Source organism: Labedella endophytica, from assembly GCF_003990045.1.
Taxonomy (GTDB): domain Bacteria; phylum Actinomycetota; class Actinomycetes; order Actinomycetales; family Microbacteriaceae; genus Labedella; species Labedella endophytica.
In genome coordinates this window covers 1-21,278 of sequence record NZ_RZGZ01000007.1, presented here as the reverse complement: position 1 = coordinate 21,278, position 21,278 = coordinate 1, and the positions used below count along the sequence as shown (strand labels likewise).

The window sequence follows — 21,278 nt, the reverse complement described above, 5'->3', positions numbered from 1 at the left end:
GTTTCGTGCCGTTATACCGCCGCGAAACGGCGCAAACGCACTACCGGGCGGTGGGCGCGGGGGAGGTGGGCGTCGGCGCGTGGCGCGCCCGTGCCCGCCGACGGGCGGCGGTGCGATCGATCGCATACCCCGCGCCCACGGCGAGGACCACGGCGAGGGCCGCCGTGAGAAGGGGGCTCGACGGCAGCAAAAGACCGGCGAGTCCGGCGAGCCCGATGGTCCACGCCGTCCAGGCGGAGGCGGCGGCGAGGCTGATGGGGAGATACCGGCGGGCGGGCACGTGCGCGGTTCCCGCTGCCATGTTGACGAGCACGCGGGCGACGGGGAGGAAACGCCCCGTGAGGAGGACGCTCGCCGGTCGGGTCGCGAGTTGTGCGTCGACCCGCGCACGCACGCGCCGCACCCCGTCTCGACGCATCCATCGGAACGGTTCGTCGCCGAGCCTCCGCCCGATCCGGTAAGCGATGAGGTCGCCTGCCCAGGCGCCCGCGACCGTGGCCACCACGAGGAGGGGAAGCGACGGGGCGCCCGTCGACCAGGCGATCGCCGCCGCCGCGACCACGACGGTCTCGCCGGGCACCGGCGGGAAGAACCCGTCGAGGGCACACACCAGGAACACGAGGAGGAAGACCCACGGCGACACGGCGGCGGCCGTCACGACGGCGGAGACGGTGTCGAGGGCGTCGAGCATCAGGGGCGGTTCGTTCCGCGATCGAGCACCGCAGCCATGACGGCGAGCAGCGGGGAGACGAGGGTGAGGGCCACCGAGGCGATGCACACGATGACGACTCCGGTCCCGCCGAGGATCGTCGCCGCGCGATCGGAGGAGACAGGGAGGAGGCCGGGAACACGGTCGCTTGTGGTCATGAACTCACGCTACGAATGGAGAGTGGCTCGACGCATCAGACCATGGAGGTGTCTACCCCCTCCTTCCGGAGTATTCGTGAGTGTGCTTCCCCGCACGCCTCCGGGTCCGTTCGCCGGCCGTTCACCGGGGTGGGTCACCATGGGCGCATAGCCCGACGGTGACGAGCCGGAGACGGAAGGGGAGCGGATGCAGTTCCTCGAGTCGCTGTCCGCAGCCATCGAGGCGGTCGTCGTGCAGAGCGTGGGTCTGCCGTACGTGCTCCTGCTCGTCGCGGCGTGCTGTCTCGCCGACGCGGTCTTCCCCGTGGTCCCGAGCGAGTCGGTGCTCATCGCGGTCGCGACCGTGTCGACGGCCACCGTCGGCCCGTCCCTGTGGTCGCTCGTGCTCGTCGCCGCCGTCGGGGCGTGGATCGGCGACCATCTCGTGTTCCATCTCGGCCGCGCCGTGGGCCCCGCGCGCTGGCGGTGGATGCGCAGGCCGCGTACGGTGCGGGCGATCGCCTGGGCCCAGGCGGCTCTGGAGCGCCGCGGTGCGCTCTACATCGTCACGGGTCGCTTCATCCCCGGTGGCCGGGTCGCGGTGAACTTCGTCGCCGGTTCCACCCGCTACCCGCGGGCACGGTTCGCGGCGACCGCCGCGCTCGCCGCCGTGATCTGGGCGAGCTACTCGGTGGCGGTCGGTCTCGTGTTCGGTTCGCTCTTCGAGGGCCAACCGGTGCTCGCGATGGTGACGGGGATCGTCGTCGCCTGTGTCGCGGGCCTCGTGCTCGACGCGGTCTTCGGCCGCGCGCGGCGCCGCGCGGCCGATCCGGCGGACGAATCGACGACCGACTGACGGACGCAGACGGCCCGCCTCGACCGGGGTCGGGGCGGGCCGTCCGTGGAACGGTGGAGCGGGTCCTACTCGGTGCGGGCGAAGCGCGTGCGAGCGGCGAGCGCGAGGACGCCGGCGAGCAGGAACGCACCGGCGAGGCCGACGAATCCACCGGACTCGCTACCGGTCACGGCGAGGCCTTCGCCGTCGTCGTCTCCGTTACCGTCTCCCGGGTTGTCGACGGCTGCAGCGGCGATCAGGGAGAACTCGACGAACTCCGAGACGTCGGACAGGAGCAGGCCCTGTTCGAGGTCGACGAGGATGGCGGCCACCGTGTAGTCGTCCGGCGCGAGGGCGTATGTCACGGTCCAGTCGCCGTTCTCATCCACGGCGATCGGGTCTTCCGGGTCGGACGGCTCCGCGGCGGCACGCGCATTGGCGGACATCTCGTCGCCGAGCTCCTCGAGCTCCTCGAGCTCGGACGTGGGGATGATGGCCACGAGGACGTCGGTACCCGGCGTGGCGGTACCCGTGAAGGTCACCTGGTCGCCCTCAACGGTCTCACCGTTCGCCGGGCTCGTGATGACCGGCGCGGGCAGCAGCTCGTACGGGAAGTAGAACGCCACGTAGGCGTATTCCTCCTCGCCGTCCGTGGTCTGCACGGCGGTGACGAACTGGAACGGGTCGGCGTCCTCGGGGAACTCGACAGTGATCGACCAGACGCCGCCTGAGACCGTCGCGGTGTCCGCGCCGGCGAGGGGCTCGTCGTCGTAGTCGAGGAGATCGACGGTGGAACCGTTCGTTCCGGTGCCTTCGAAGACCACCGTGTAGGAGTCGAGGTCGGCCCCGTCCTCCGGGCTCGTGATCGCGAACTCGGCTTCCGGTTCGGGGTCGGGCAGGGCGGCGTCGGGGAGGGTGACGGCGATGGTGTCCTCGCCGGTCTCGACGAGCTCCGTCACCTGGGTCGCGGTGATGGACTGGTCGACGATCGCGTCCTCCGGGTACGTCGCCGTGGCGGTCCAGGCGCCGTCGACGACGGTGGCGGCCGTGGTGCCGGGGAGCACGGCACCGTCGGCGTCGGTCAGAACGACGGCCGAGTCGTCGGTTCCGGTGCCGGTGATCTCCACGGTGCGGGACTCGAGAGTGTCACCGTCCTCCGGGCTCGTGATCGCGAACTCGATCTCCGGGTCGGGGACCACGGCGGCGGGGAGCGAGAAGGTCACCGAGGTCTCGCCGTCGGCGAGGTCGGCGGTGGTCTGCTCGACGAAGGCGGTCTGCTCGATCGCGGCGTCGTCGTCGTAGGTGGCAGTCGTGGTCCACAGGCCGGCGGTGACGGTGGCCGGAGTCGTTCCCGGGAGCGGGGTGCCCTCGGCGTCGGTCACGGCCACGAGGGATCCCTCGGTACCGGTTCCGGCGAACACGACGGTGCGGGACTCGACGGTATCGCCCGATTCGGGACTCGTGACCGTGAGGTCTTCGGGGGCGGCGCTCGCCGGGGCGGTCGCGAGCAGGGCGCTCCCGAAGGCGAGGGTGAGGGCGACGGGCACGGCGAGTGCCTTCCGCCAGGACGGGAAACGAGACACGGGCTACTCCAAGGTGGGAGGGGGGTGGAAGCGCTTCGTCGCGAGCGACGATCGCCGTCGCGTCTCTGCCGATGTCCTCCGTCTGGCGGACACCGCGGGCTCACCGTACTGGGCCGATTCACAGGAAAGCTAGACCCTCGAGCGAGGTGGAGACGTCGCCTCCTGATCGCCGGGGAGGTCGGCAGGCGAGAGCCGATCAGGGGCGAGAGCCGAGCAGAGTCCGCTCCAGCCACTCCTGGGCTCGGCGGATCAGGCCCTGAGCGAGATCCGTCGAGTGCGCCCAGTTCTCGAAGCCGTGGGCCGCGCCCGGGACGACCTCGGCGGTGACGTCCACTCCGGCCGACCGCAGTCGCGCCGTGTACGCCACGATCTCGTCGTGGAAGAGTTCGATATCACCCGAGTAGATCCACACCGGGGGCAGCCCGGAGAGATCGTCGCGGCGTGCGGGAACGGCGTAGCGCGGCGCATCCTCGGCGCCGGCTTCCGTGCCGAGGTAAGAACTCCATCCGAAACGATTCGCGCTGTTGTTCCAGACCGGGTGATCGATCGCATCGAGTTCTGTCCGCGCGGCGGTGCGGTCGTCGAGCATCGGAGCGAACAACCACTGCGCGACCGGCTGAGTGCCTCCCTCGTCGAGGAGACGGTGCGCGAGACTCGTGGCGATCCCCGCTCCGGCGCTCTCGCCGCCGATCGCGACGCCAGAGGGATCGACGCCGAGGGCGGCGGCGTTCCCCTGGAGCCATGTCCAGGCTGCGGCCACGTCGTCGAGGGCCGCGGGGAACGGGTGCTCGGGCGCGAGCCGGTATGCGGCGGAGACCACAGGGATCCCGAGCGTTTGCGCCGTACTGAGGCAGAGCCTGTCGTCCTGCTGCGCCGCACCGATCACGAGGCCACCGCCGTGGATCCACAGGAGGGCCGGTCCCGGCGCGGACGGCCTGACCGGCTCGTAGAGGCGGAGCCGGTTCGTGCCCTCGCGCACAGAGCGGACGGTGACCCCCTCGACCGGCTCGACCCGCAGGAGGCGGGGTCCGTAGCGTCCGAGCAGTCGCACGAGCCGCTTGCTGTTGTCGAGCGACGGCAGCTTCGCGAGAGCGGGTCGGAGCTGCGGATCGACGGATTCGATGTCCATGTCGCTGAGTCTCGCACTCGGCACCCCGCGGGGATCGGTGTTCGGCGACGAATCGCCGAACACAGGCTGAGCCGTCGATGATGAGCCGCGCTTGCGCCGGCCTGGCGTCCGAACGGATGCTGGGACATCATGGGGCGCATGCCTTCCCGCTACACCCGATCGGAGCGCCGAACGCTCGGGGGCCTCGGTGCCTACGCCGCCGTGCTCTGGATCGTGAGGATTGTTCTCTACGTCGACCTGGCGCCGGACGGAGTCGGCCGGTTTTTCTGCTTCATGCTCCTATGGCTCGCAACGGTCCCGTTCATCGTGTTTCGGGGGTTTCTGAAGCGGAGGGCCACCGCGGATGCACGCGTCCGTGGCGGCGACCCAGAATGACCTCAGGTCGCCGCCAGCACGTAAGGCGTTCCGTTTCCGCTCAGTCCATGTAGCTGGTCACCGACGCGCGGATAGCTCCGGCGTACTCATAGATCTCGTCGAGGGACTCGATCGCGTGGCGGGTCTCGTTCTTCTCCTCGTCGAACACACCGAGGTACTTCTGCTTCTTGCCGTTGAAGTGCAGCCGGGCAATCGGCTTTCGGTTGTTGTCGTCGAGGAGAACAGCGAAGTACGACTTCGCATCACGGTGGACGACCCGCTGCGGCTTCACTTCGCTGCACGCGATCGCCTTGACGATCTGGTAGCCCTCGAGCTCCTCCAGAGTCGTCTCGATCTCGGTGTCGCGATCGAGGTCGGCTTCGGCGATGGGCTCGCTCGTGACCGATTCCTCTGCGGCCGCCGTCACGGTCGCTGCGGGGAAGCTTGATCCCAATGCCGTCTTGAGTCGGTCGTTGACCTGCTCGTTGAGGAACTGCTTCGACGCCTTGGTGACGAGCGGGGTGAACTGCTCACGCACTTTTTGAGTGAAGGAGCTGTCGTAGACCTTCGTCGTGAAGAACTTGATCCATTCGTCGCTCGGCTCGCGGAATTGCGCAGCGATCGCGCGCTTCAGTGCCCCGACGTACTTCAGTTCTTCCGCGGCGTTGATGACGGAGTCGAGATCGAAGACGTCCTTCGTAAGTTTGCTCAGCTCGGGGAGGAGCGTCTCGTCGATGTCCGACAGATCGAGCACGAGGAAGGGTTTGTCGTCCATGCGGTTCGGCGCGTCGAGGTCGGTGTAGAAGTGATAGACCTCGCCATTCGTGAGCACGGCGATTCGTGCGTTCGTCACGGCGAAGTAGCGGAACAGCTGCGAGGCGTGCTCGATCTTGAGCGCCTCGGTCGACTTCTTGCACTCGATGAGGATCTGGACCTCACCGTCCCGCATGATCGCGTAATCGATCTTCTCTCCCTTCTTCACGCCGACATCGGCGGTGAATTCCGGGACCACTTCCAGCGGGTTGAAGACGTCGTACCCGAGGATCGAGGATATGAACGGCATGATGAATGCGTTCTTCGTCGCCTCCTCCGTCTGTATCGCCTCCCGCTGGTTCTTGACCTTCAGTGCGAGTGCTGCGAGCCGTTCGGCGAACTCCATTGGTGCCCCTCTCGTGACATATGCTCACGACTCTATGCGTTTGCATTGAGTCGCGGATACCCCATTTGTGGTGTCTCCCGCCATTTACGCATCGTCGCGGAACAGTGGCGTCGGCGGGTGCCGATATGGTCCGACTATGCAAAGTAGGCAACGGAGAACCGAGAGTGCGGTGCGATTCCTGGACATGGCCGCACTGGTGGCCTCGTCCCTAGCGCCTCTTGCTCTGCTCATGTCTATTCGAATGGCAGGAAAGCAGGACGCCGTCGCATGGTGCTTCGCTGGAGCATTCGTTCTGGGCTTGCTGGGAGTGCTTCGCCTGGTGACGCGCAGCGGCGAATCCGACGATTTTTCTCCACGTATCACCCGCGTGGACGAAGCTGGTGGAGAGGCCGCCGCCTACCTAGCGTCGTTCGTCTTCCCGTTCCTTACCGTTTCGAACCCGGACTGGCAGGATGTCGTGTCATACCTGCTCTTCGGAGGTATCTATCTCGGCGTTCTCGTGAGTACCAACTTGATTGCCGTTAATCCCTTGCTGTTCCTGTTCGGATATCGAATATGGCGCGTGGAGTCTTCCGATCTTCAGTTCGGCAGTGCGATTGTGATCGGAAAGCATCGCCCATTCATTGGGGAGGCTTACAGAATGTCGGGCCATCGGCGAATTTACTTTGAGCATAGGCAGGATGAGAATGACGAAGTTTGAATGGTCACAGATCACGCGGGGGCCCAAGAAGCCTCTACTCATGCTCGGTAACCCGCCGCGCGAGGGTGTGATCGATGCCAACAGGGTAGACACGTCTCCGGACGTCAAGGATGAGCTAGCCGGCATCTCAGACGTCGCATTCGCGCGTCTGCGCGAATTTGAGATGCTGCCGTACTCGGAAACTCAGATTATTGAGGGAGACCAGTACTTTGTCGGATCGTTGGCATCGATACTGGGCCTGGACATCGACGGACTCAAGAATGCCTCGGGCGTCGAGCTACCTCTCGATGACGTTGGACCGGATGTCACCGCGCTCACGACAGCCATCGCCCGTGCGCGGGCTACCGATGCACGGCTCACCCTCGCCGAAGTCGAAGCGGGCAAGTTCGTCTTCTACGTTGTCGTTGTTCAAGATTCCGAGGGCGTAGACATAGCATTTGTAAGAAAGACCACCGGCCTGAAGGTCGCGACCGCCAACAAGTTCTTCATGCGATTCGCGGACAAGATGGCAAAGCTAGAGGACCCAATCTTCCGTATCGATTACCACTTCGACTTTGCTGTTCGGGGCGACGACGTGGCTATTTGGAATGTCGACAACTTCCTTGCCCTGTTTGGAGATCAGGACGCGCTGAAGAAGGCCGTGCCGTCCTTCGTCCAGGAGCTAAATTCCAATCTAGGAATTCAACTTTCCGAGTCGACCATGACGTCGATGAAAGACGCAGGCGACCATGGGAGCCGCTTTGCGCAACAGATTCGCCGCGTTTCCCGTCTGAGCTACTTGCGAGAGATCGAACAGGCATCGTTGGCGAGCTATCTCGAGGACGTTAGCGCGATCGGACACGGCATACGTGTGGAAGGAGGAGAGGTACACGTTCCAGATGAAGCGATCGGCTCCTTTCTCCACCTCCTGGAGCAGCGGCTATGGAAGGGCCACTTCGATGGGACGGTCCGTCGGGCCCAGGCCTTTGCGGCCATGTAGAAGGCATCACGCGCTGGCCAAGCGCTTATTCCTGGTGGCGAGGGAACCGTAGAGTCGAAGGATGACACCGGCACGTGATGCGCTGAAGCGCCTCGGTTTCCTCACGATGGGCCTCTTCGATCCGGAGGATCCGGCCGCCGGGCACGAGTCCACGTTGCGGCTCATCGACTTGGGCGAAGAGCTCGGGTTCGACAGTGCGTGGCTGCGCCACCGGCACGTGCAGTTCGGCATCTCGTCGCCGGTCGCCGTGATGGCGGCCGCGTCGCAGCGCACCCGGCGCATCGAGCTCGGCACCGCGGTGACCCCGCTCGGTGCCGAGAACCCGTTCCGTCTCGCCGAGGACCTCGCCACGGTCGACGTCCTGGCGGGTGGCCGCATCACACCGGGCTTCAGCACGGGCGCCCCGATGAACTTCGACCGGTATCGCGACGCCCTCTACCCGGACACCGCCGAGCAGGAGGAGCTCGGCTACGACCGGCTCCTTCGTCTGCGCTCGTTCCTCCGTGGCGACCCGATCGAGCCCGCGCGCGACGCTCCCCGCCGCGACGGCATCGAGGAGTTCTCGACGCGCGTCGAACCGCACGCGCCAGGTCTCGCGGACCGCCTCTGGTACGGGGCGGCCGGGCTGCGCTCCGCGCGCTGGGCGGGGGAGAACGGTTTCCGCCTGCTCACGAGCAGCGTCATCGCGGGGGAGAACGGGACGACCGACTTCGCGTCCAACCAGGCGGAGCAGGTCCGTGCGTTCCGTGCCGTGCACCCAGACGGGGAGCGGGCGCGGGTCTCGCAGGGACTCGTCGTCATCCCCACCGACTCCGCCACGGCGACGCAGCGGGCCCGCTACCGCGACTACGTCGACTCCCGCGCGGCCCGCGTCGGTGTGGCGCACGGTCCCCGGAAGATGCTCTTCGCCGCCGACCTCGTGGGTACGTCAGCAGAGATCGCCGAGCGGCTCCACGCCGACGCCGGTTTCCAGGAGGTGGACGAGGTCGCCTTCGCCCTGCCCTTCACGCTCGAAGCGGACGACTACGCGCAGATCCTCGGCGATATCGCGGGATCGCTCGGGCCGGCTCTCGGCTGGGTGCCACGCAGCGCAGAGCGCTGAGCTCGGCATCCTGAGACGGGGAGCGAGAACCCACGGCGCCGTTGCCGGGTGCTCCCTCTGCTCGCGTCATGACGGCCGGAAGCCGGCATTCGGGGTGGACGCGAGTCGCCCTGGTCGCGTTCGGGTCGCGACGGCAGGAAAGAAGGGTTCGATGCCCGTGCCGGATCGGATTGGTGGCCCGATCGGTCCGGTAGATAGCCAATCCGCGCCCTCCGCCCCCGTCAAGACCGTGTGTGCGGACAGGATCCGGGTTACCGTGACCGGGTCGCCCGTCGAACACTCGAGGGCTCCGGTTCCTGAAACCGGCGCTCGTCGGCGGAAGGAGCGGCACGCCTGCCCAGACCCCGCAGGTGACGAAGGAGGACTCCGTGTCCTGGCTCTTGCCTGCGCCCATCGCCCGCGTCCTCACCGGACTCTGGCTCTCCCAGAGCCCACACTCCTGGCGACATCGCGTGATCGCCGACGACGAGCCGTTCGTGAACACACCGGGCTCCGATCCCGATCGCGTCTTCATGATCGGTGACGGAATCGCGAGCGGGCGCGGCGTCGTGACGCACGCGCTGGGCCTCCCCGGTTATCTGGCGCGGAGCCTCTCGAGGATCACCGGGCGCGCCACGGACGTGGAGCTCGCCGTGCACCCCGAGATGACCGTGACGTCGTCTCTCGCTGCTCTCGAGGACATCGATCTGCTCCGATTCGATGTGATCCTCCTGTTCGTCGGGCACAGGGAGGTCCTCGGCCTCATGCCCGTCGACCGCTGGGTCGCGCACCTGCACGCGCTGCTCGCCGAGATGCAGCGACGGACCTCCGCCGACACGCAGATCTTCGTGCTGTCGATCCCGACGTTCGAACGGAAGACGCCCCTCCCGCCCGTCCTGGCGCGACGTATCGACGCGCACGCCGCCGCTCTCAACGCGGCGACCGCGGACATGGTGACCGAACCCAACGTGACGGTGCTGTCACCGTCCGGCGAGGACGACTTCGAACCGGAGACCAGCGACCTGTACGAGCAGTGGGCCGACGAGATGGCGTTCCATATCGCGAAGCGACTGGACCCCGACCGGGTTCCGATCGGCGACGTGGAGGCGACGGAGGAAGCCCGACGGAGGGCCCTCATGGCACTTCAGGCCACCATGATCGGCACCGACGCCGTTCTCGACGGCATCACGGAGACCGCGCGTCGAGTCTTCGGTGCGCCGATCGCGGCGATCACGTTCATCGGCGAGGACAGCCAGACCACCCGTGCCGTGTCCGGGGCCGTCATCGACGAGCGCCCGCGCGCGGGGAGCTTCTGCGACGTCACGATCCGTCGATCCGCGCACCACATCGTGGAGGACACGCGAGCGGACTCGAGATTCGCGCACTACGCCGTCAGTGGGGAGGACCCGTCGATCCGCTTCTACGCCGGGTTCCCGATCACGTCGCCCGACGGGCACCGTGTCGGCGCGCTCTGCATCATGGACGAGCGGCCTCGCCGGTTCAGTCGGCAGGAGATGAAACTCCTGAGCACCCTCACGGAACTCGCGGAGAGCCACCTCTGGCGTGCGCCGGGCGGCGCCTGAGCCGGGCAGCGATACCGGGCTACTCCTCGGTGCCGTGGACGGCGAGCACCCAGGCGCCCGCGCGATCGTTCTCACCACCGGCGGCCTCGAGGCTCGAGATGCTGCGCCCGTCGACGAGGATGTCGTCAGCCGGCAGCGTATGCGGGCTGTCCGCGCAGGCGAACGGATCGCTGGCGAAGGCGGTGCTCGTCGAGTCGCCCTCCCCGCCGATCGTCGAGATCGACAGGGTCATCGTCCCCTCGCCGAAGCACGAGAACTCGGCGCCCGAGATCCGCACCGGCGCGTCGAAGTCCGTACTCACCTGCACGCCGTCCGCCAATCGGACACCTCGGGGGATGACACCCGTGAGGACCGCGACGACATCGCCGCCGTCCTCGGCGGAGACGGCGGTCTCGCTGTGCCATGCGTCGATCGCCGCCGGATCGGGATCGTCCGGAGCGCATCCAGCGAGGGCGATGACCGTCGCTACAGCGGTGAGAACGAGGAGGGGCGCCCTGCGGATCATGCCTCAGGGTACCGAGCGCATCGCCCCGAACGCATGTCAGTCGTTCGAGGTGGAGACGACGATGTCGTCGTTCCGTTCGTCGTAGTCGAAACGTAGGGCCGTGCCCGCCGGGAACACGTCGCGGATCTCCGCGGGCATCTCCTCCGTCACCATGAATTGCACCGACGCGGGGAACGCGTTCGCCGAGCAGCCCACGTAGAGGGTGCCATCGAACGAATACTCCGTGGCCGTTCCGAGGTCGGCGCTGACGACGATCGTGAGGCACACCTGATCCTCGGTTCCGGTGCTGAAGCCGTAGCCGCCGGTCGCCACGATGGCGCGCACGCCGCTGAACTCTTCGAAGCCGGCGGCTTCCCCGTTCCCCGGGCCGTCGGAGAAAAGTCCGGGCACCTCGAAGTCGGGATCCACCTCGAGGACCGCGATGGTGCTCGCGCCCTCCGCAAACGCGTCCAGCGACAGCCGCTCCGGGAGGAGCGCGCTCGTGGCGGCGATCGTGATCAGCACCGCGAGGACGAGGGAGCTCGCCCACAGGATCGCGACAGGTCGGGACGGGCGCCACCGGCGCGCCGCTGACGGCGGGGTGTCGGCCTGGGCATCGAGGTCGTCGCCGTCCGTATCCGTGTCCTCGACGCCGTCGTCCGCCGGGACCGCATCGCGTGCGGCCGTGTGACGCGCGCCCCGCCGCACCGGCCCCGCGAGCGCGTCGTCGGCGGACGTCTGCCCGGTCAGCTGCCTCAGGCGCGCGGCCGCCTCCCCATCGGGCTGGAGGTCGGCGCCCGGCCCGTAGAGGCGTTCCTGCAGCGTCCGCAGCTCGTCGCGTTCTCGAGGGTCCACGGCACCAGTCTGGCCGAGCGCGGTCGTTCCTGGTGGTCGGAACCGCTTCATCCTGTGGGCATCCCCCGTTCACTCCCACGTCGCGACCGCTCCCTAGCGTTGGCTGGTCACCGACCCGAGGAAGGGCCACATGCCTCTCGTCCCACCGCGCCGCCGTCGGCGCCTCCTGTCCGCCCTCGCGCTCGCAGCGGTCGCAGCTGTCGCAGCGCTCGCCGGGGGAGTTCTCACCCCGGCTGCCGCCGTCGCCGCCGAACCCGCCCTCGCCGTGAGCGCCACCACGATCGAGGCCGACGCGACGGTCACGATCACCTTCGACGCCGGCGACGACGTCTCGGCGACGAACTGGATCGGCATCTACCGCGACGGCGAGACCCCCGGTGGGCCGGCCTCGCTCGACTGGCGCTACGTTCCCGACGCGACGGGCGCCGTGGAGTGGGGACCGACGGCCCGCGACGGGTGGACGACGAGCTCTGGGGCGATCGACGCGGGCGACTACGACGTGTACCTCCTCCACGACGACGGCTACGAGGTCATCGCGGGACCGGTCGACCTCGCGATCGAACCCACCGAAGCGCCCGAGCCGGAGCCCTCCCCGTCGACCTCGCCGAAGCCCGCGGTCGACGGCGTGAGCGAACTCTCCGTGCTCACTTTCAACCTCTGGCACGGGGGCACTCAGATCGACGACGGCACCGCCCGGATCGCCGAGATCATCGCCGAGTCCGACGCCGACGTGGTCTTCACCCCGGAGAAGGGCGCCATCACCGACGAGCTCGCGGCCCTCCTCGGCTTCGACTACGTGGACGCAACGGACACCGGTGTGATCTCCCGCTACCCGATCGTCGAGACCGCCACCGTCGGCACCGACTGGACGAAGGCCGTCATCGACGTGAACGGCACCGAGACGGCCGTCTACGGCGGACACCTCGAGTACCGCTGGTACGCCAACTACCTGCCCCGCGGGTACGGCGGAGAGATCCACGGCGACTACCCCGACGGCTGGGACACGTGGGATCAGCTCGACGCCCCCGTGACAGATGTCGACCTCATCCTGCAGGCGTCGAACGACTCCGACCGTCCGGAGGAGACGGCCCTCGTGGTCGCCGACGCTGCCGCCGAGCGCGCGGCCGGTCGACTCGCCGTGATCGGTGGAGACTTCAATGAGCCCTCGGGCGAGGACTGGACCACTGCGACGGCCGACATGTTCGACCACAACGGCACGGTCATCGCCTGGCCGGCGCTGCAGGTGCTCCTCGACGCCGGGTTCATCGACTCCTACCGCGAGAAGTACCCCGACCCCGTGACCCACCCCGGCATCACGTGGTCGATCGAGAACCCCGCGTTCGACCCGCTCGAGCTCACGTGGACGCCGGAGGCCGACGAGCGCGACCGCATCGACTTCGTCTTCTTCGGTCCCGACGAGCGCATCGCGCTCCAGGACTCGGTGATCGTCGGGCCGCAGGGCACGATCGTGGACGGCGAGGTGGTCGGACCCGACAGCGAGGACCCCATCGTCACGCCGGCCGGAGTCTGGCCGAGCGACCACAAGGCCGTACTCTCCACCTTCTCGGTGTGCGCCGCCGGCTGCGCGGCCGCACCGCAGCCGGCGCCGAGCCCCGAGCCCACGCCGGACCCGACCGTGCCGGCCCCGGCCCCCACGGACCCGCCGACGGGTGGCGGGCCGGCGGCACCCGGCGACCCGGGTGACGGTTCGGGAGTCGACGACGAGTCGCCGACTCCCGATGGCGGCTCGAGTGACGACCTCGCCGTGACGGGTGCGCAGAACGTGGTCGTGGGGTGGGGGATCGCCCTCGCGCTCCTTCTCGCGGGCATCGCTGCGGCGATCGTCGCTCGGGTCCGATCCCACCGGCGGGCGCCGCGCGACTGATTCCTCCCGCTCGTTCCCGGGATCCGGCCGGTCTGTGGGAGCGACGGGTTCCCAGCGAACTCCATCCGGGCGAATGTTATTATGGAGACGTGACCTTCGCTTCCTGCGCGCCCGTCGTCGGCTTCTCGCCGATGCGTTGGGTGATGACGCACCCGGGAACGAACGGTTACCTCTCCACCTGGGGCGCAATCCTGGCGGGCACCTCCCCGCGATCGATCGAGGCCTGACCTCGAACCGCCCACTCCGCGCGTCGCGGGAGTGATCCGCGTCGGTTCGAGCCTTTCTCGAATCGACACAAGGTGGATTGATGCTCCTCTGGTGCCTCGCGCTCCTCGCGGTCGCGATCGTCGCGGCCGTCCCGCTCGGCCGGGTCCTCGGCCGCAACCTCGGCTTCCTGCTCGCCCTCCCGCTCCTCGGTGCGGCGGCCATGCTCGTCGTCGCCTCATCCACGGGCGAGACGGAGCAGGTGTTCTCGTGGATCCCGTCGCTCGGGGTCTCGCTCGCGCTCCGCCTCGACGGACTCGGGCTGCTCTTCGGGCTGCTCGTCACGGTGATCGGGGCGGCCGTGCTGGCCTACTCAGCGCGGTATCTCGGGCCGGGCGGCCGGCACACGTCGTTCTTCGTCCTCATGACGACGTTCGCGCTAGCGATGCTCGTGCTCGTGCTCGCCGACGACGTGGTCCTGCTCTTCGTCGCGTGGGAGGCGACGACGCTGTGCTCGTTCTTCCTCATCGCCCGGTCCGGCGACTCCGCCCGCGAACCGGCCATCCGCACCCTGCTCGTGACCGCCCTCGGCGGGCTGAGCCTGCTCGCCGCCGCCGTGACGATGGCGGTCGCCGCGGGCACGACGCGCATCAGCGCGATCCTCGCCGACCCGTTCTGGGCCGACCAGCCCGCCGTCACGATGTGGCTCGTCGTGCTGCTCGCGGTGGCGGCGTTCACGAAGTCGGCGCAGTTCCCGTTCCACGCATGGTTGCCCGACTCGATGGCCGCCATCACCCCCGTGAGCGCCTACCTGCACGCCGCCGCCATGGTGAAGGCGGGTATCTACCTGCTGCTGCTCTTCTCGCCGGTGCTCAGCGACGACACGCTCTGGTCGACGCTTCTCATCACCGCCGGCGGAATCACGGCGCTCCTCGGCGGTGTCGCCGCGTTGCGTCGCACCGACCTCAAGGAACTGCTCGCGTACTCCACGATCAGCCAGCTCGGACTGCTCGTGCTCCTGATCGGCGTCGGCACCCCGGCCGCCCTCTCCGCCGCGGTGGTGCACACCGTGGCCCACGCCCTCTTCAAGGCGGCGCTCTTCATGGTGGTCGGGCTCATCGACCGGCAGGCGGGTACCCGCGACATCCGCGAACTCGCCCACCTGAACGTGCGGATGCCGATCACGCTCACGGTCGCCGCCCTCGCCGGGCTCTCCATGGCGGGGGTGCCACCTCTCCTCGGTTTCGTGAGCAAGGAGAGCATGTTCGCCGCGCTCCTCGACCTCTCCGGCCCGCCCTGGTTCGGTGTGATCGTCACGCTCGCCGTCGCCGTGACGGCCGTGCTGACCTTCGCATACACGGGCCGCTTCGTGCTGGGGTCGATCGGCGGCTCCTCCGGTCGCACGGTCCGCGACGGGACGACCGCATTCTGGGCCGTGCCCGCCCTCGCCGCCGCGGCGGGCCTCGCGCTCGGCCTCGCCCCGGCGCTCCTCGACGGCCTCGTGGGTGGGGCGGCGACGGCCGCGATCGGAGCGGACGCCGACACACACCTCGAGCTCTGGCATGGATTCAACGCCGCTCTCCTGATCTCGGCCCTCGTGATCGGGTCGGGCGCGATCCTTGTGGCGCTCCGGTCGCACGTCGATCGCGTGATGCGGCGCCTGGTCTTCCCGTTCAGCGCCCTTGGTGTGGTCGACTCCTCCCGCGCCGGCATCATCGCCGTCGGGGAGAGGGTCAGTCGCGCGAGCGGCGACCGCACCCCCACCCGTCACCTGTTGATCCCCGTGGTCTGCCTGGTACTGATCGCCGTCGTGATCGGCGTCTCGATCGGCGAGCTCCCGCCGGTGGTCGCCGACCCGACGCAGCCCCTCGACTGGGTGCTCGTGGTCCTCATCCTGGCGGGAACGGCTGCGACGGTCTTCGCCCACACCCGGGTGGCCGCCGTCGTCGTGCTCGGAGTGGTCGGCTTCGCGATGACGCTGTGGTTCTTCTGGCTCGGCGCCGCCGATGTGGCCCTCACACAGTTGCTCGTCGAGATCCTCACGATCTGCGTGCTCGTCCTCGTGCTCCGCCGCCTGCCCCGACGCTTCTCGAAGGACAGCACCCGGCGACGCGCGACGTCCGCGATCATCGCGGTCGCCGCCGGCATCGCGACGACGGTCGCCGTCCTCGCGCTCACCGGCCGCCGCGAGCTGTCGTCGGCCGCCGACTACTACCTCCGGAACGCGGAGACCGAGACCGGCGGCGCCAACATCGTCAACACCATCCTCGTGGACTTCCGCGCACTCGACACACTCGGCGAACTCACCGTCCTCGGTGTCGCCGGTGTCGCGGTCGCCGTGCTCCTCAAGGCCCGTCACACCGTGGATGTGCCGACGGACGAGTCGGAGGCGGAGAAAAAGCACGAGAGCCGCTCCCCGCTCGCCGATGCGGAGCAGAACTCCGTTTTCGTCCGCTCGCTCACCCGCTGGGCCGGCCCGCTCACGGTGCTCCTATCGCTCGTGCTGCTGCTGCGCGGACACCAGGAACCGGGCGGTGGATTCATCGCGGCCCTCGTGGGAGGAGCGGGCTTTGCGCTCCTGTATCTCGCGGCACCCTCCGACGAGGCGGCCCGCATCCGCTGGCCCTACCTCGTACTCATCGGGCTCGGCATCGCGATCGCCACCCTCACCGGCTTCGCCGGTTACCTCGACGGTTCGTTCCTCCGGCCCCTGCACCTCGACATCCTCGGGGCGAAGGTCACCACGGCCCTCGTCTTCGACGTGGGTGTGTACCTCACCGTGATCGGCGTGGTCCTCACCGCGCTCAACCTGTTGGGCGTCGACCGGCACGTCGCCACCGTGCGCGCGAACGCCCACGCCGCCGCCGAAGCGGATACCAAGACCTCCGAAAGGACTGTGCGATGACCCTCGCGATCTCCGCCGGCCTGCTCGTGTGCGGCGCCGTGTACCTCCTCCAGCGGCGAGAGCTGCTGCGTGTGATCCTCGGCTTCGTGCTGCTCGGTCACGCCGTGAACCTCATCCTCATGGCCGCGGGCGGGTCCTCCGCGCGACTCGCACCCTTCGGCACGTTCGACGACACCACGGGCGTGGGCGACCCGCTGCCGCAGGCGTTCGTGCTCACCGCGATCGTCATCGCCTTCTCGATCACGATCTTCCTCCTCGCGCTCGCCGTGACGGGCGACGACGATGACGACACCGCGGCGGGTCGCCGAGACGGTGGCGCACGGACGGATCCGCTGCGGTCCGCTCGCCGACGATTCGGACGCGGCCGCTCGGAGGGCGCGCGGACCGAGGCGGAGCGGGCCGACGTCGAGCCCCCCGATGCCGCCGACGCCGATGCCGACGCCGACTCTGCCGACTCCGAGTCCACCGTCTCCGCCGACACCGAGGAGGCCGGCCGGTGACCGACGCACTCCTTCCCCTGTTCGTCGCGGTCCCCATCCTCGCCGCGGGCCTGCTCTTCACTCTCGGACGCCGTCGGCGCGTGCAGGCGGCTGTGATCCTCGCGCTCGCGAGCGCGTCGACCATAGGCGGCGTCGTGCTCATCGGCGTGGTCGGAACAGACGGGCCGATCGCTCATGGCGTCGGCCTCTGGCCGGTCGGGATCGCCATCCCGTTCGCCGCCGACATGTTCACGGCCCTCATGCTCACGGCCACGGGATTCCTCACCGTCGTGTGCTCGCTCTTCGCGATCGTGGCGCGTACGGCCGACGGCCGCTACTTCGCGCCCCTCGCCCTCGTGCTGCTCGGCGGGGTGAACGGCGCGCTCCTCACAGCCGACCTCTTCAACCTCTTCGTCTTCATCGAGGTCATGCTGCTGCCGTCGTACGCGCTGCTCGTGCTCGCCCCGCCGGGGCGAGGGGAGTACCACCAGGTGTCCGGCGCGCGACTCTACGTGACCGTCAACCTGCTCACATCGACCGTCTTCCTCGCCGGGGTCGCATTCCTCTACGGGACGGCCGGCACCGTGAACCTCGCCGAACTCGCGGGGGCGGCTCAGGAATCGGACGCCGTCGCGGCGGCGGCCGCGGTGTGCCTGTTCGCGCTGTCGATCAAGGCCGCGATCGTGCCCGTCTACGGATGGCTCGCGCGCAGCTACCCGTCCACGTCCCCGGCGGTCACCGCCCTGTTCTCGGGGCTGCACACCAAGGTCGCCATCTACGCGATCTACCGGATCTACGCGCAGCTGTTCGACGGGGACGAGCGCTACCTCTGGATCGCCGTGACGGTGTTCAGCGTGACCATGGTGGTGGGCGTGCTCGCCGCGGTGGGGGAGACGACGACGCGCTCCATCCTCGCCTTCCACATGGTGAGCCAGATCGGCTACATCCTCATGGGCGTCGCGCTCTTCACCGGGGCGGGGCTCGCCGCCGGGATCTTCTACCTCATCCACCACATGGTCGTGAAGGCCGCGCTCTTCCTTTCGACGGGCGCGATCGAGGTCCGGTACGGGACGGGCGAGCTCAAGCGGCTCGGGGGCACGGCTACGCGGGAGCCGCTCATCGCGGCGGCGTTCCTCGTGGCGGCATTCTCGATGGCCGGGCTCCCTCCGTTCTCCGGCTTCGTGGCGAAGCTCTCGATCGTGATGGCCTCGCTCGAGGCCGGGCAGGTCGCCGTCGTGATCGTGATGCTCGTGGTGTCGCTCGTGACGCTGCTGTCGATGCTCAAGATCTGGTCGGGCGTGTTCTGGGGGAAGTTACCGGATGAGCTCGTCTCCGACGAGACCGACGAGACCGACGAGACCGACGAGTCCACGGCGAACCATGTGGGCGGCGGCACGGCCGTCGCCGAGCGTCCACGCGTCCGTGTGGGCGTCGCGCTCGCGGCACCTGCCGTGATCCTCGCGCTCACGACGGTCTGCCTCGGAGTCGGTGCGGAGGGCCTCATGGCCCTCGCCCAGACGGCGGCCGACGGCCTGCTCGACACGTCGGCGTACACGGAGGCGGTGATGGGGTCATGAGTTGGATCACCTGGCCGTTCCGGTTCATCGGGTTCTGGGCGTGGTTCGCCCTCGAGATGGTGCGTGCGAACGTCACCGTGCTGCGCGACAACCTCACCCCGGGTCAGGACTCCACGCCCGGGATCATCCGCTACTCGACGCGGTGCCGGGGCGACGCGGAACTCACCCTGCTCGCCTCGCTCATCACGTTGACGCCCGGAACGCTCACACTCGGCACCACCACTCAGGCCCCGGGCGCCGCGCGGGTTCCGGGTGGTCGCGGAGAGGACGCCGACGCGGGAGCCCCCGACGCCCGGTACCTCTTCGTGCACGGGATGTACCAGGCCGACGCCGAGGAACTCCGCGACCTCGTCCACGACCTCGAGTCGCGGATGCTCGCCGCCGTACGACGACAGGGAGGAGACGCATGATGATCGGAATCGACATCGCGATCGGGATCGTCGTCGTGGCCTGGCTCGCCTCGGCGTACCGGATCCTGAAGGGACCGACGGAGGCCGATCGTGCGATCGCCGGAGACCTGCTGCTCTTCGGCATGGTCGCGCTCGTCGCCCTCTTCGGCGTGCGCATCGCGAGCGCCGCGACGTTCGACATCGTGCTCGTCGCGGCCTTCGTGGGCTTCCTCGGCGCGCTGTCCCTCGCCCGCGTGCTCATGAGGGGGAAGCGATGAACGCGCTCGCCGTGATCGGAACCGTCCTCGCCATCGTCGGCGCCCTCATCTTCGCGACCGCCGCTCTCGGGGTGGTGCGTTTCCCGGATGCGTACAGCCGCATCTCGGCGGTCGGAACGGCGGGTGGTCTCGGGGTGGTGTTCGTCGTGGTCGGCGCGCTCCTCACCCAGCCGACGGTCGCCGACACGGTGAAGGTCGCACTCATCATCGTGCTGCAGCTCGCGACCTCGGCGGTCGGGAGCATCGCGCTCGCCCGATCCGCCTACCTCACGGGCACACGGATGCACGAGCCCCGGTACGACGAGCTCGACGCGGAGTAGTGACGACATGTCGCGCGCACGCGTTCCACGGCCGCGGGTACGGGCCCGGTGGCTCGTCGAGGGCCGCTACCGCTGGGGCTACACGAGCACGAGCGTCGGGAGGTACGGCACCCAGACGATCGTCGTCCAGGTGCTCCCGCCCGGCACCCCGCGGGTTCTGCGTCGCTGCACCCACCTCACGCGATCCTGGGCGCCGTTGTCCGGGGCGGGGACCGCGGCCGGAGCCCCGATCGGGGCGGCCATCGCGGACGTCTCCCTGTTCGCGGCCGGGGCGATCGTGCTCCCGTTGCTCGTACTCGTCGGGATGGTGATGGCGCGCGTCACCCATCCGGTGCGCTCGCGCACGGTCTCGGCGTCGGCGTTCCGGTCGTCGATCCGCGCGAGCGTGGTCGACGACCTCCATTTCGCCCGCCTGCAGCACCTCGCCGAGGGACTGCACGACGCCGAGACGCGCATCGATGCGGGTGACATCCGCTGGCCGGAGTACGCCGACCGCTGGGAGCGGGCGTTCGCGGCGCTCGCGCCACCCCGCTGACGCGGCCCGTCTCGCGATCTGAGCGCGGGCGCAGGGCCGAGAGCGCTTCCGTACGGCTCCGCTCAGCTGGTCACAGCACGCCGCGCCCACCGGTTCGGATGGCTCGCCGAGGGGCGCCGAGGGGCGCCGAGGGGCGCCGCGGGGCGCCGCGGAAGTCGGACGCCACGCAGCCGTCACGATCTACGCCGGGAATGCGGGGCCAGGTCTCGGTCAGGTCTCGGTTCCGGTATCTCGAAACCGACTTTTGGTGGTGTGGGTCAATTGCCAGTGGCCGGGGCCTCGGACGTGGGGGAGTCCGTCCGGCATCGATAACTCCCAGGGCCCGGAATCGATGCTCTGATGGTGGCCCCAGCAGAGGAGCACCCCGTTGTCGACGTGGGTCGCCCCGCCGTTTCGCCAGGGTATGACGTGGTGGACTTCGCACCAGCCGGCTGGTGCGGTGCAGCCGGGGATGACGCAGCCTCCGTCGCGTGCGTTGATGGCCCGCCGTTGGGAGGGGGTGAAGCAGCGCTGCACCGATCCGAGTGACAGCACGCGGCCCTTGTCGTTGAAGGTGACCTGTTGCATTCCGCGGGAGTCGATCATCCGCTCGATAGCCTCGACCGAGATCGGAGTGTCCATGCCGTCGATCGCTCCGACACCCACGCCGGCGTCGAGCGCCGCCTGCGTGACGGTGACGGTGATCGCGGGCGCCGATCCGGCGAGTTCGGGTGCGTCCTTGACGCGGGCGGCGGCGCTGAGGATGTCGGCGAGGGTGTCGTGGCGCTTCTGCTGCGGGAGCCGGTCGTCGACGTGCTCAACCATCGAGTCGGGGTCCGGGAACGACACCTTTCGCACGTGAGCGTCGACGAGTCGCTTGAGCGACGCCCCGACCTCGAGAGTCAACAATCCGTGAACGGGGATCATCCCGTCCCGGTTCTCCCGCCCGATGACCAGCTTCCGCTTCCGCCGCGCCACCTCCTCACGGGGGAGGACCCCGTCGGGGTCGATGGCCTCGACGAACAGCTGTGCCTGTCCGCGGACGAGGTCGGCGCGCAGCGGCGGGTGATGCTGCGTCCCCGCGGCGAGCTCCACAAGAGACTCCTCCGCCTGCCGGAGCACGGCCGCATCCACGCGTG

23 protein-coding genes are annotated in these 21,278 nt (G+C 68.8%); 15 read left to right on the top strand and 8 right to left on the bottom strand.

From position 1 onward, the window contains the following. Positions 1-40 precede the first annotated feature (40 nt). Both ELQ94_RS16820 and ELQ94_RS17390 read right to left on the bottom strand, forming a co-directional pair. On the bottom strand, positions 41-691 hold the full coding sequence (locus tag ELQ94_RS16820) for a DedA family protein (RefSeq protein WP_127051537.1): 651 nt from the start codon (positions 689-691) through the stop codon (positions 41-43). After that, positions 691-867, bottom strand: coding sequence for a hypothetical protein (locus ELQ94_RS17390; RefSeq protein WP_166404888.1), 177 nt, complete (start codon positions 865-867; stop codon positions 691-693). The genes ELQ94_RS16820 and ELQ94_RS17390 overlap by 1 nt, the downstream gene beginning before the upstream one ends. 187 nt (positions 868-1,054) lie before the next feature. Between ELQ94_RS17390 and ELQ94_RS16815 the strand changes: the two genes are divergently transcribed. Next, complete coding sequence (locus tag ELQ94_RS16815; protein ID WP_127051536.1) at positions 1,055-1,702, top strand: DedA family protein; 648 nt, start codon at positions 1,055-1,057, stop codon at positions 1,700-1,702. A 65-nt stretch (positions 1,703-1,767) separates the two neighbouring features. Here the strand turns inward: ELQ94_RS16815 and ELQ94_RS16810 are convergent, their stop codons facing one another. Both ELQ94_RS16810 and ELQ94_RS16805 read right to left on the bottom strand, forming a co-directional pair. Next, the gene (locus ELQ94_RS16810) at positions 1,768-3,264 is read right to left on the bottom strand and encodes a hypothetical protein (RefSeq protein ID WP_127051535.1); all 1,497 of its coding nucleotides are present in this window, start codon (positions 3,262-3,264) and stop codon (positions 1,768-1,770) included. Positions 3,265-3,460: 196 nt separating this feature from the next. After that, positions 3,461-4,393 (bottom strand): alpha/beta hydrolase, encoded by a 933-nt coding sequence (locus ELQ94_RS16805; protein ID WP_127051534.1) that lies wholly within the window; start codon positions 4,391-4,393, stop codon positions 3,461-3,463. Positions 4,394-4,531: 138 nt separating this feature from the next. Between ELQ94_RS16805 and ELQ94_RS16800 the strand changes: the two genes are divergently transcribed. Next, positions 4,532-4,768, top strand: coding sequence for a hypothetical protein (locus tag ELQ94_RS16800; RefSeq protein ID WP_127051533.1), 237 nt, complete (start codon positions 4,532-4,534; stop codon positions 4,766-4,768). Positions 4,769-4,808: 40 nt separating this feature from the next. On the opposite strand, the gene ELQ94_RS16795 is transcribed toward ELQ94_RS16800, so the two are convergent. Next, positions 4,809-5,906 (bottom strand): type I restriction endonuclease, encoded by a 1,098-nt coding sequence (locus ELQ94_RS16795; RefSeq protein WP_127051532.1) that lies wholly within the window; start codon positions 5,904-5,906, stop codon positions 4,809-4,811. 241 nt (positions 5,907-6,147) lie between these two features. On the opposite strand from ELQ94_RS16795, the gene ELQ94_RS16790 reads away from it, so the two are divergent. The 4 genes from ELQ94_RS16790 (at position 6,148) to ELQ94_RS16775 (ending at position 10,249) form a co-directional block, all read left to right on the top strand. Further along, positions 6,148-6,606 (top strand): hypothetical protein, encoded by a 459-nt coding sequence (locus ELQ94_RS16790; protein WP_127051531.1) that lies wholly within the window; start codon positions 6,148-6,150, stop codon positions 6,604-6,606. After that, positions 6,593-7,585: a Kiwa anti-phage protein KwaB-like domain-containing protein gene (locus ELQ94_RS16785; RefSeq protein WP_166404886.1), complete on the top strand. Its 993-nt coding sequence runs from the start codon at positions 6,593-6,595 to the stop codon at positions 7,583-7,585. Before ELQ94_RS16790 ends, ELQ94_RS16785 begins: the two co-directional genes overlap by 14 nt. Positions 7,586-7,646: 61 nt before the next feature. Next, entirely contained in the window at positions 7,647-8,687 is a 1,041-nt protein-coding gene (locus ELQ94_RS16780; protein WP_127051529.1) for an LLM class flavin-dependent oxidoreductase, read from the top strand. Between the two features lie 368 nt (positions 8,688-9,055). Next, positions 9,056-10,249, top strand: a complete 1,194-nt coding sequence (locus tag ELQ94_RS16775) for a GAF domain-containing protein (protein WP_127051528.1) — start codon at positions 9,056-9,058, stop codon at positions 10,247-10,249. 19 nt (positions 10,250-10,268) lie between these two features. Here the strand turns inward: ELQ94_RS16775 and ELQ94_RS16770 are convergent, their stop codons facing one another. After that, the gene (locus ELQ94_RS16770; protein ID WP_127051527.1) at positions 10,269-10,754 is read right to left on the bottom strand and encodes a hypothetical protein; all 486 of its coding nucleotides are present in this window, start codon (positions 10,752-10,754) and stop codon (positions 10,269-10,271) included. Positions 10,755-10,790: 36 nt separating this feature from the next. Beyond that, positions 10,791-11,588 carry a hypothetical protein gene (locus tag ELQ94_RS16765; RefSeq protein ID WP_127051526.1) on the bottom strand — a complete coding sequence of 266 codons (798 nt, stop codon included), beginning with the start codon at positions 11,586-11,588 and terminating at the stop codon, positions 10,791-10,793. A 130-nt stretch (positions 11,589-11,718) separates the two neighbouring features. Here ELQ94_RS16765 and ELQ94_RS16760 point away from each other — a divergent pair, with 130 nt between their 5' ends. The 9 genes from ELQ94_RS16760 (at position 11,719) to ELQ94_RS16725 (ending at position 20,160) form a co-directional block, all read left to right on the top strand. Then, entirely contained in the window at positions 11,719-13,473 is a 1,755-nt protein-coding gene (locus ELQ94_RS16760; RefSeq protein WP_127051525.1) for an endonuclease/exonuclease/phosphatase family protein, read from the top strand. Positions 13,474-13,562: 89 nt separating this feature from the next. Continuing rightward, positions 13,563-13,700, top strand: coding sequence for a hypothetical protein (locus tag ELQ94_RS17385; protein WP_166404884.1), 138 nt, complete (start codon positions 13,563-13,565; stop codon positions 13,698-13,700). Between the two features lie 80 nt (positions 13,701-13,780). After that, entirely contained in the window at positions 13,781-16,582 is a 2,802-nt protein-coding gene (locus ELQ94_RS16755; protein WP_127051524.1) for a DUF4040 family protein, read from the top strand. Continuing rightward, entirely contained in the window at positions 16,579-17,082 is a 504-nt protein-coding gene (locus ELQ94_RS16750; protein ID WP_127051523.1) for a sodium:proton antiporter, read from the top strand. The genes ELQ94_RS16755 and ELQ94_RS16750 overlap by 4 nt, the downstream gene beginning before the upstream one ends. Then, entirely contained in the window at positions 17,079-18,638 is a 1,560-nt protein-coding gene (locus tag ELQ94_RS16745) for a monovalent cation/H+ antiporter subunit D family protein (RefSeq protein WP_127051522.1), read from the top strand. The genes ELQ94_RS16750 and ELQ94_RS16745 overlap by 4 nt, the downstream gene beginning before the upstream one ends. Beyond that, on the top strand, positions 18,635-19,048 hold the full coding sequence (locus tag ELQ94_RS16740; protein WP_127051521.1) for a Na+/H+ antiporter subunit E: 414 nt from the start codon (positions 18,635-18,637) through the stop codon (positions 19,046-19,048). The genes ELQ94_RS16745 and ELQ94_RS16740 overlap by 4 nt, the downstream gene beginning before the upstream one ends. After that, positions 19,045-19,305: an MrpF/PhaF family protein gene (locus ELQ94_RS16735; protein WP_341807748.1), complete on the top strand. Its 261-nt coding sequence runs from the start codon at positions 19,045-19,047 to the stop codon at positions 19,303-19,305. The genes ELQ94_RS16740 and ELQ94_RS16735 overlap by 4 nt, the downstream gene beginning before the upstream one ends. Continuing rightward, on the top strand, positions 19,302-19,625 hold the full coding sequence (mnhG, locus tag ELQ94_RS16730; protein WP_127051520.1) for a monovalent cation/H(+) antiporter subunit G: 324 nt from the start codon (positions 19,302-19,304) through the stop codon (positions 19,623-19,625). Before ELQ94_RS16735 ends, mnhG begins: the two co-directional genes overlap by 4 nt. A 7-nt stretch (positions 19,626-19,632) precedes the next feature. Beyond that, positions 19,633-20,160 carry a DUF6611 family protein gene (locus tag ELQ94_RS16725; protein WP_127051519.1) on the top strand — a complete coding sequence of 176 codons (528 nt, stop codon included), beginning with the start codon at positions 19,633-19,635 and terminating at the stop codon, positions 20,158-20,160. Positions 20,161-20,370: 210 nt separating this feature from the next. Here ELQ94_RS16725 and ELQ94_RS16720 read toward each other — a convergent pair. After that, positions 20,371-21,278, bottom strand: a 908-nt coding sequence (locus tag ELQ94_RS16720) for an HNH endonuclease signature motif containing protein (protein ID WP_133447509.1), incomplete at its 5' end; no start/stop codon positions are given.

What these genes read in the sequence shown, in the direction of transcription:
- ELQ94_RS16820 (WP_127051537.1), bottom strand. Translation starts at nt 691, where the DNA reads ATGCTCGACGCCCTCGACACCGTCTCCGCCGTCGTGACGGCCGCCGCC.
- ELQ94_RS17390 (WP_166404888.1), bottom strand. Translation starts at nt 867, where the DNA reads ATGACCACAAGCGACCGTGTTCCCGGCCTCCTCCCTGTCTCCTCCGAT.
- ELQ94_RS16815 (WP_127051536.1), top strand. Translation starts at nt 1,055, where the DNA reads ATGCAGTTCCTCGAGTCGCTGTCCGCAGCCATCGAGGCGGTCGTCGTG.
- ELQ94_RS16805 (WP_127051534.1), bottom strand. Translation starts at nt 4,393, where the DNA reads ATGGACATCGAATCCGTCGATCCGCAGCTCCGACCCGCTCTCGCGAAG.
- ELQ94_RS16800 (WP_127051533.1), top strand. Translation starts at nt 4,532, where the DNA reads ATGCCTTCCCGCTACACCCGATCGGAGCGCCGAACGCTCGGGGGCCTC.
- ELQ94_RS16795 (WP_127051532.1), bottom strand. Translation starts at nt 5,906, where the DNA reads ATGGAGTTCGCCGAACGGCTCGCAGCACTCGCACTGAAGGTCAAGAAC.
- ELQ94_RS16790 (WP_127051531.1), top strand. Translation starts at nt 6,148, where the DNA reads ATGGCAGGAAAGCAGGACGCCGTCGCATGGTGCTTCGCTGGAGCATTC.
- ELQ94_RS16785 (WP_166404886.1), top strand. Translation starts at nt 6,593, where the DNA reads ATGACGAAGTTTGAATGGTCACAGATCACGCGGGGGCCCAAGAAGCCT.
- ELQ94_RS16780 (WP_127051529.1), top strand. Translation starts at nt 7,647, where the DNA reads ATGACACCGGCACGTGATGCGCTGAAGCGCCTCGGTTTCCTCACGATG.
- ELQ94_RS16770 (WP_127051527.1), bottom strand. Translation starts at nt 10,754, where the DNA reads ATGATCCGCAGGGCGCCCCTCCTCGTTCTCACCGCTGTAGCGACGGTC.
- ELQ94_RS16760 (WP_127051525.1), top strand. Translation starts at nt 11,719, where the DNA reads ATGCCTCTCGTCCCACCGCGCCGCCGTCGGCGCCTCCTGTCCGCCCTC.
- ELQ94_RS16755 (WP_127051524.1), top strand. Translation starts at nt 13,781, where the DNA reads ATGCTCCTCTGGTGCCTCGCGCTCCTCGCGGTCGCGATCGTCGCGGCC.
- ELQ94_RS16750 (WP_127051523.1), top strand. Translation starts at nt 16,579, where the DNA reads ATGACCCTCGCGATCTCCGCCGGCCTGCTCGTGTGCGGCGCCGTGTAC.
- ELQ94_RS16740 (WP_127051521.1), top strand. Translation starts at nt 18,635, where the DNA reads ATGAGTTGGATCACCTGGCCGTTCCGGTTCATCGGGTTCTGGGCGTGG.
- ELQ94_RS16735 (WP_341807748.1), top strand. Translation starts at nt 19,045, where the DNA reads ATGATGATCGGAATCGACATCGCGATCGGGATCGTCGTCGTGGCCTGG.
- mnhG (WP_127051520.1), top strand. Translation starts at nt 19,302, where the DNA reads ATGAACGCGCTCGCCGTGATCGGAACCGTCCTCGCCATCGTCGGCGCC.
- ELQ94_RS16725 (WP_127051519.1), top strand. Translation starts at nt 19,633, where the DNA reads ATGTCGCGCGCACGCGTTCCACGGCCGCGGGTACGGGCCCGGTGGCTC.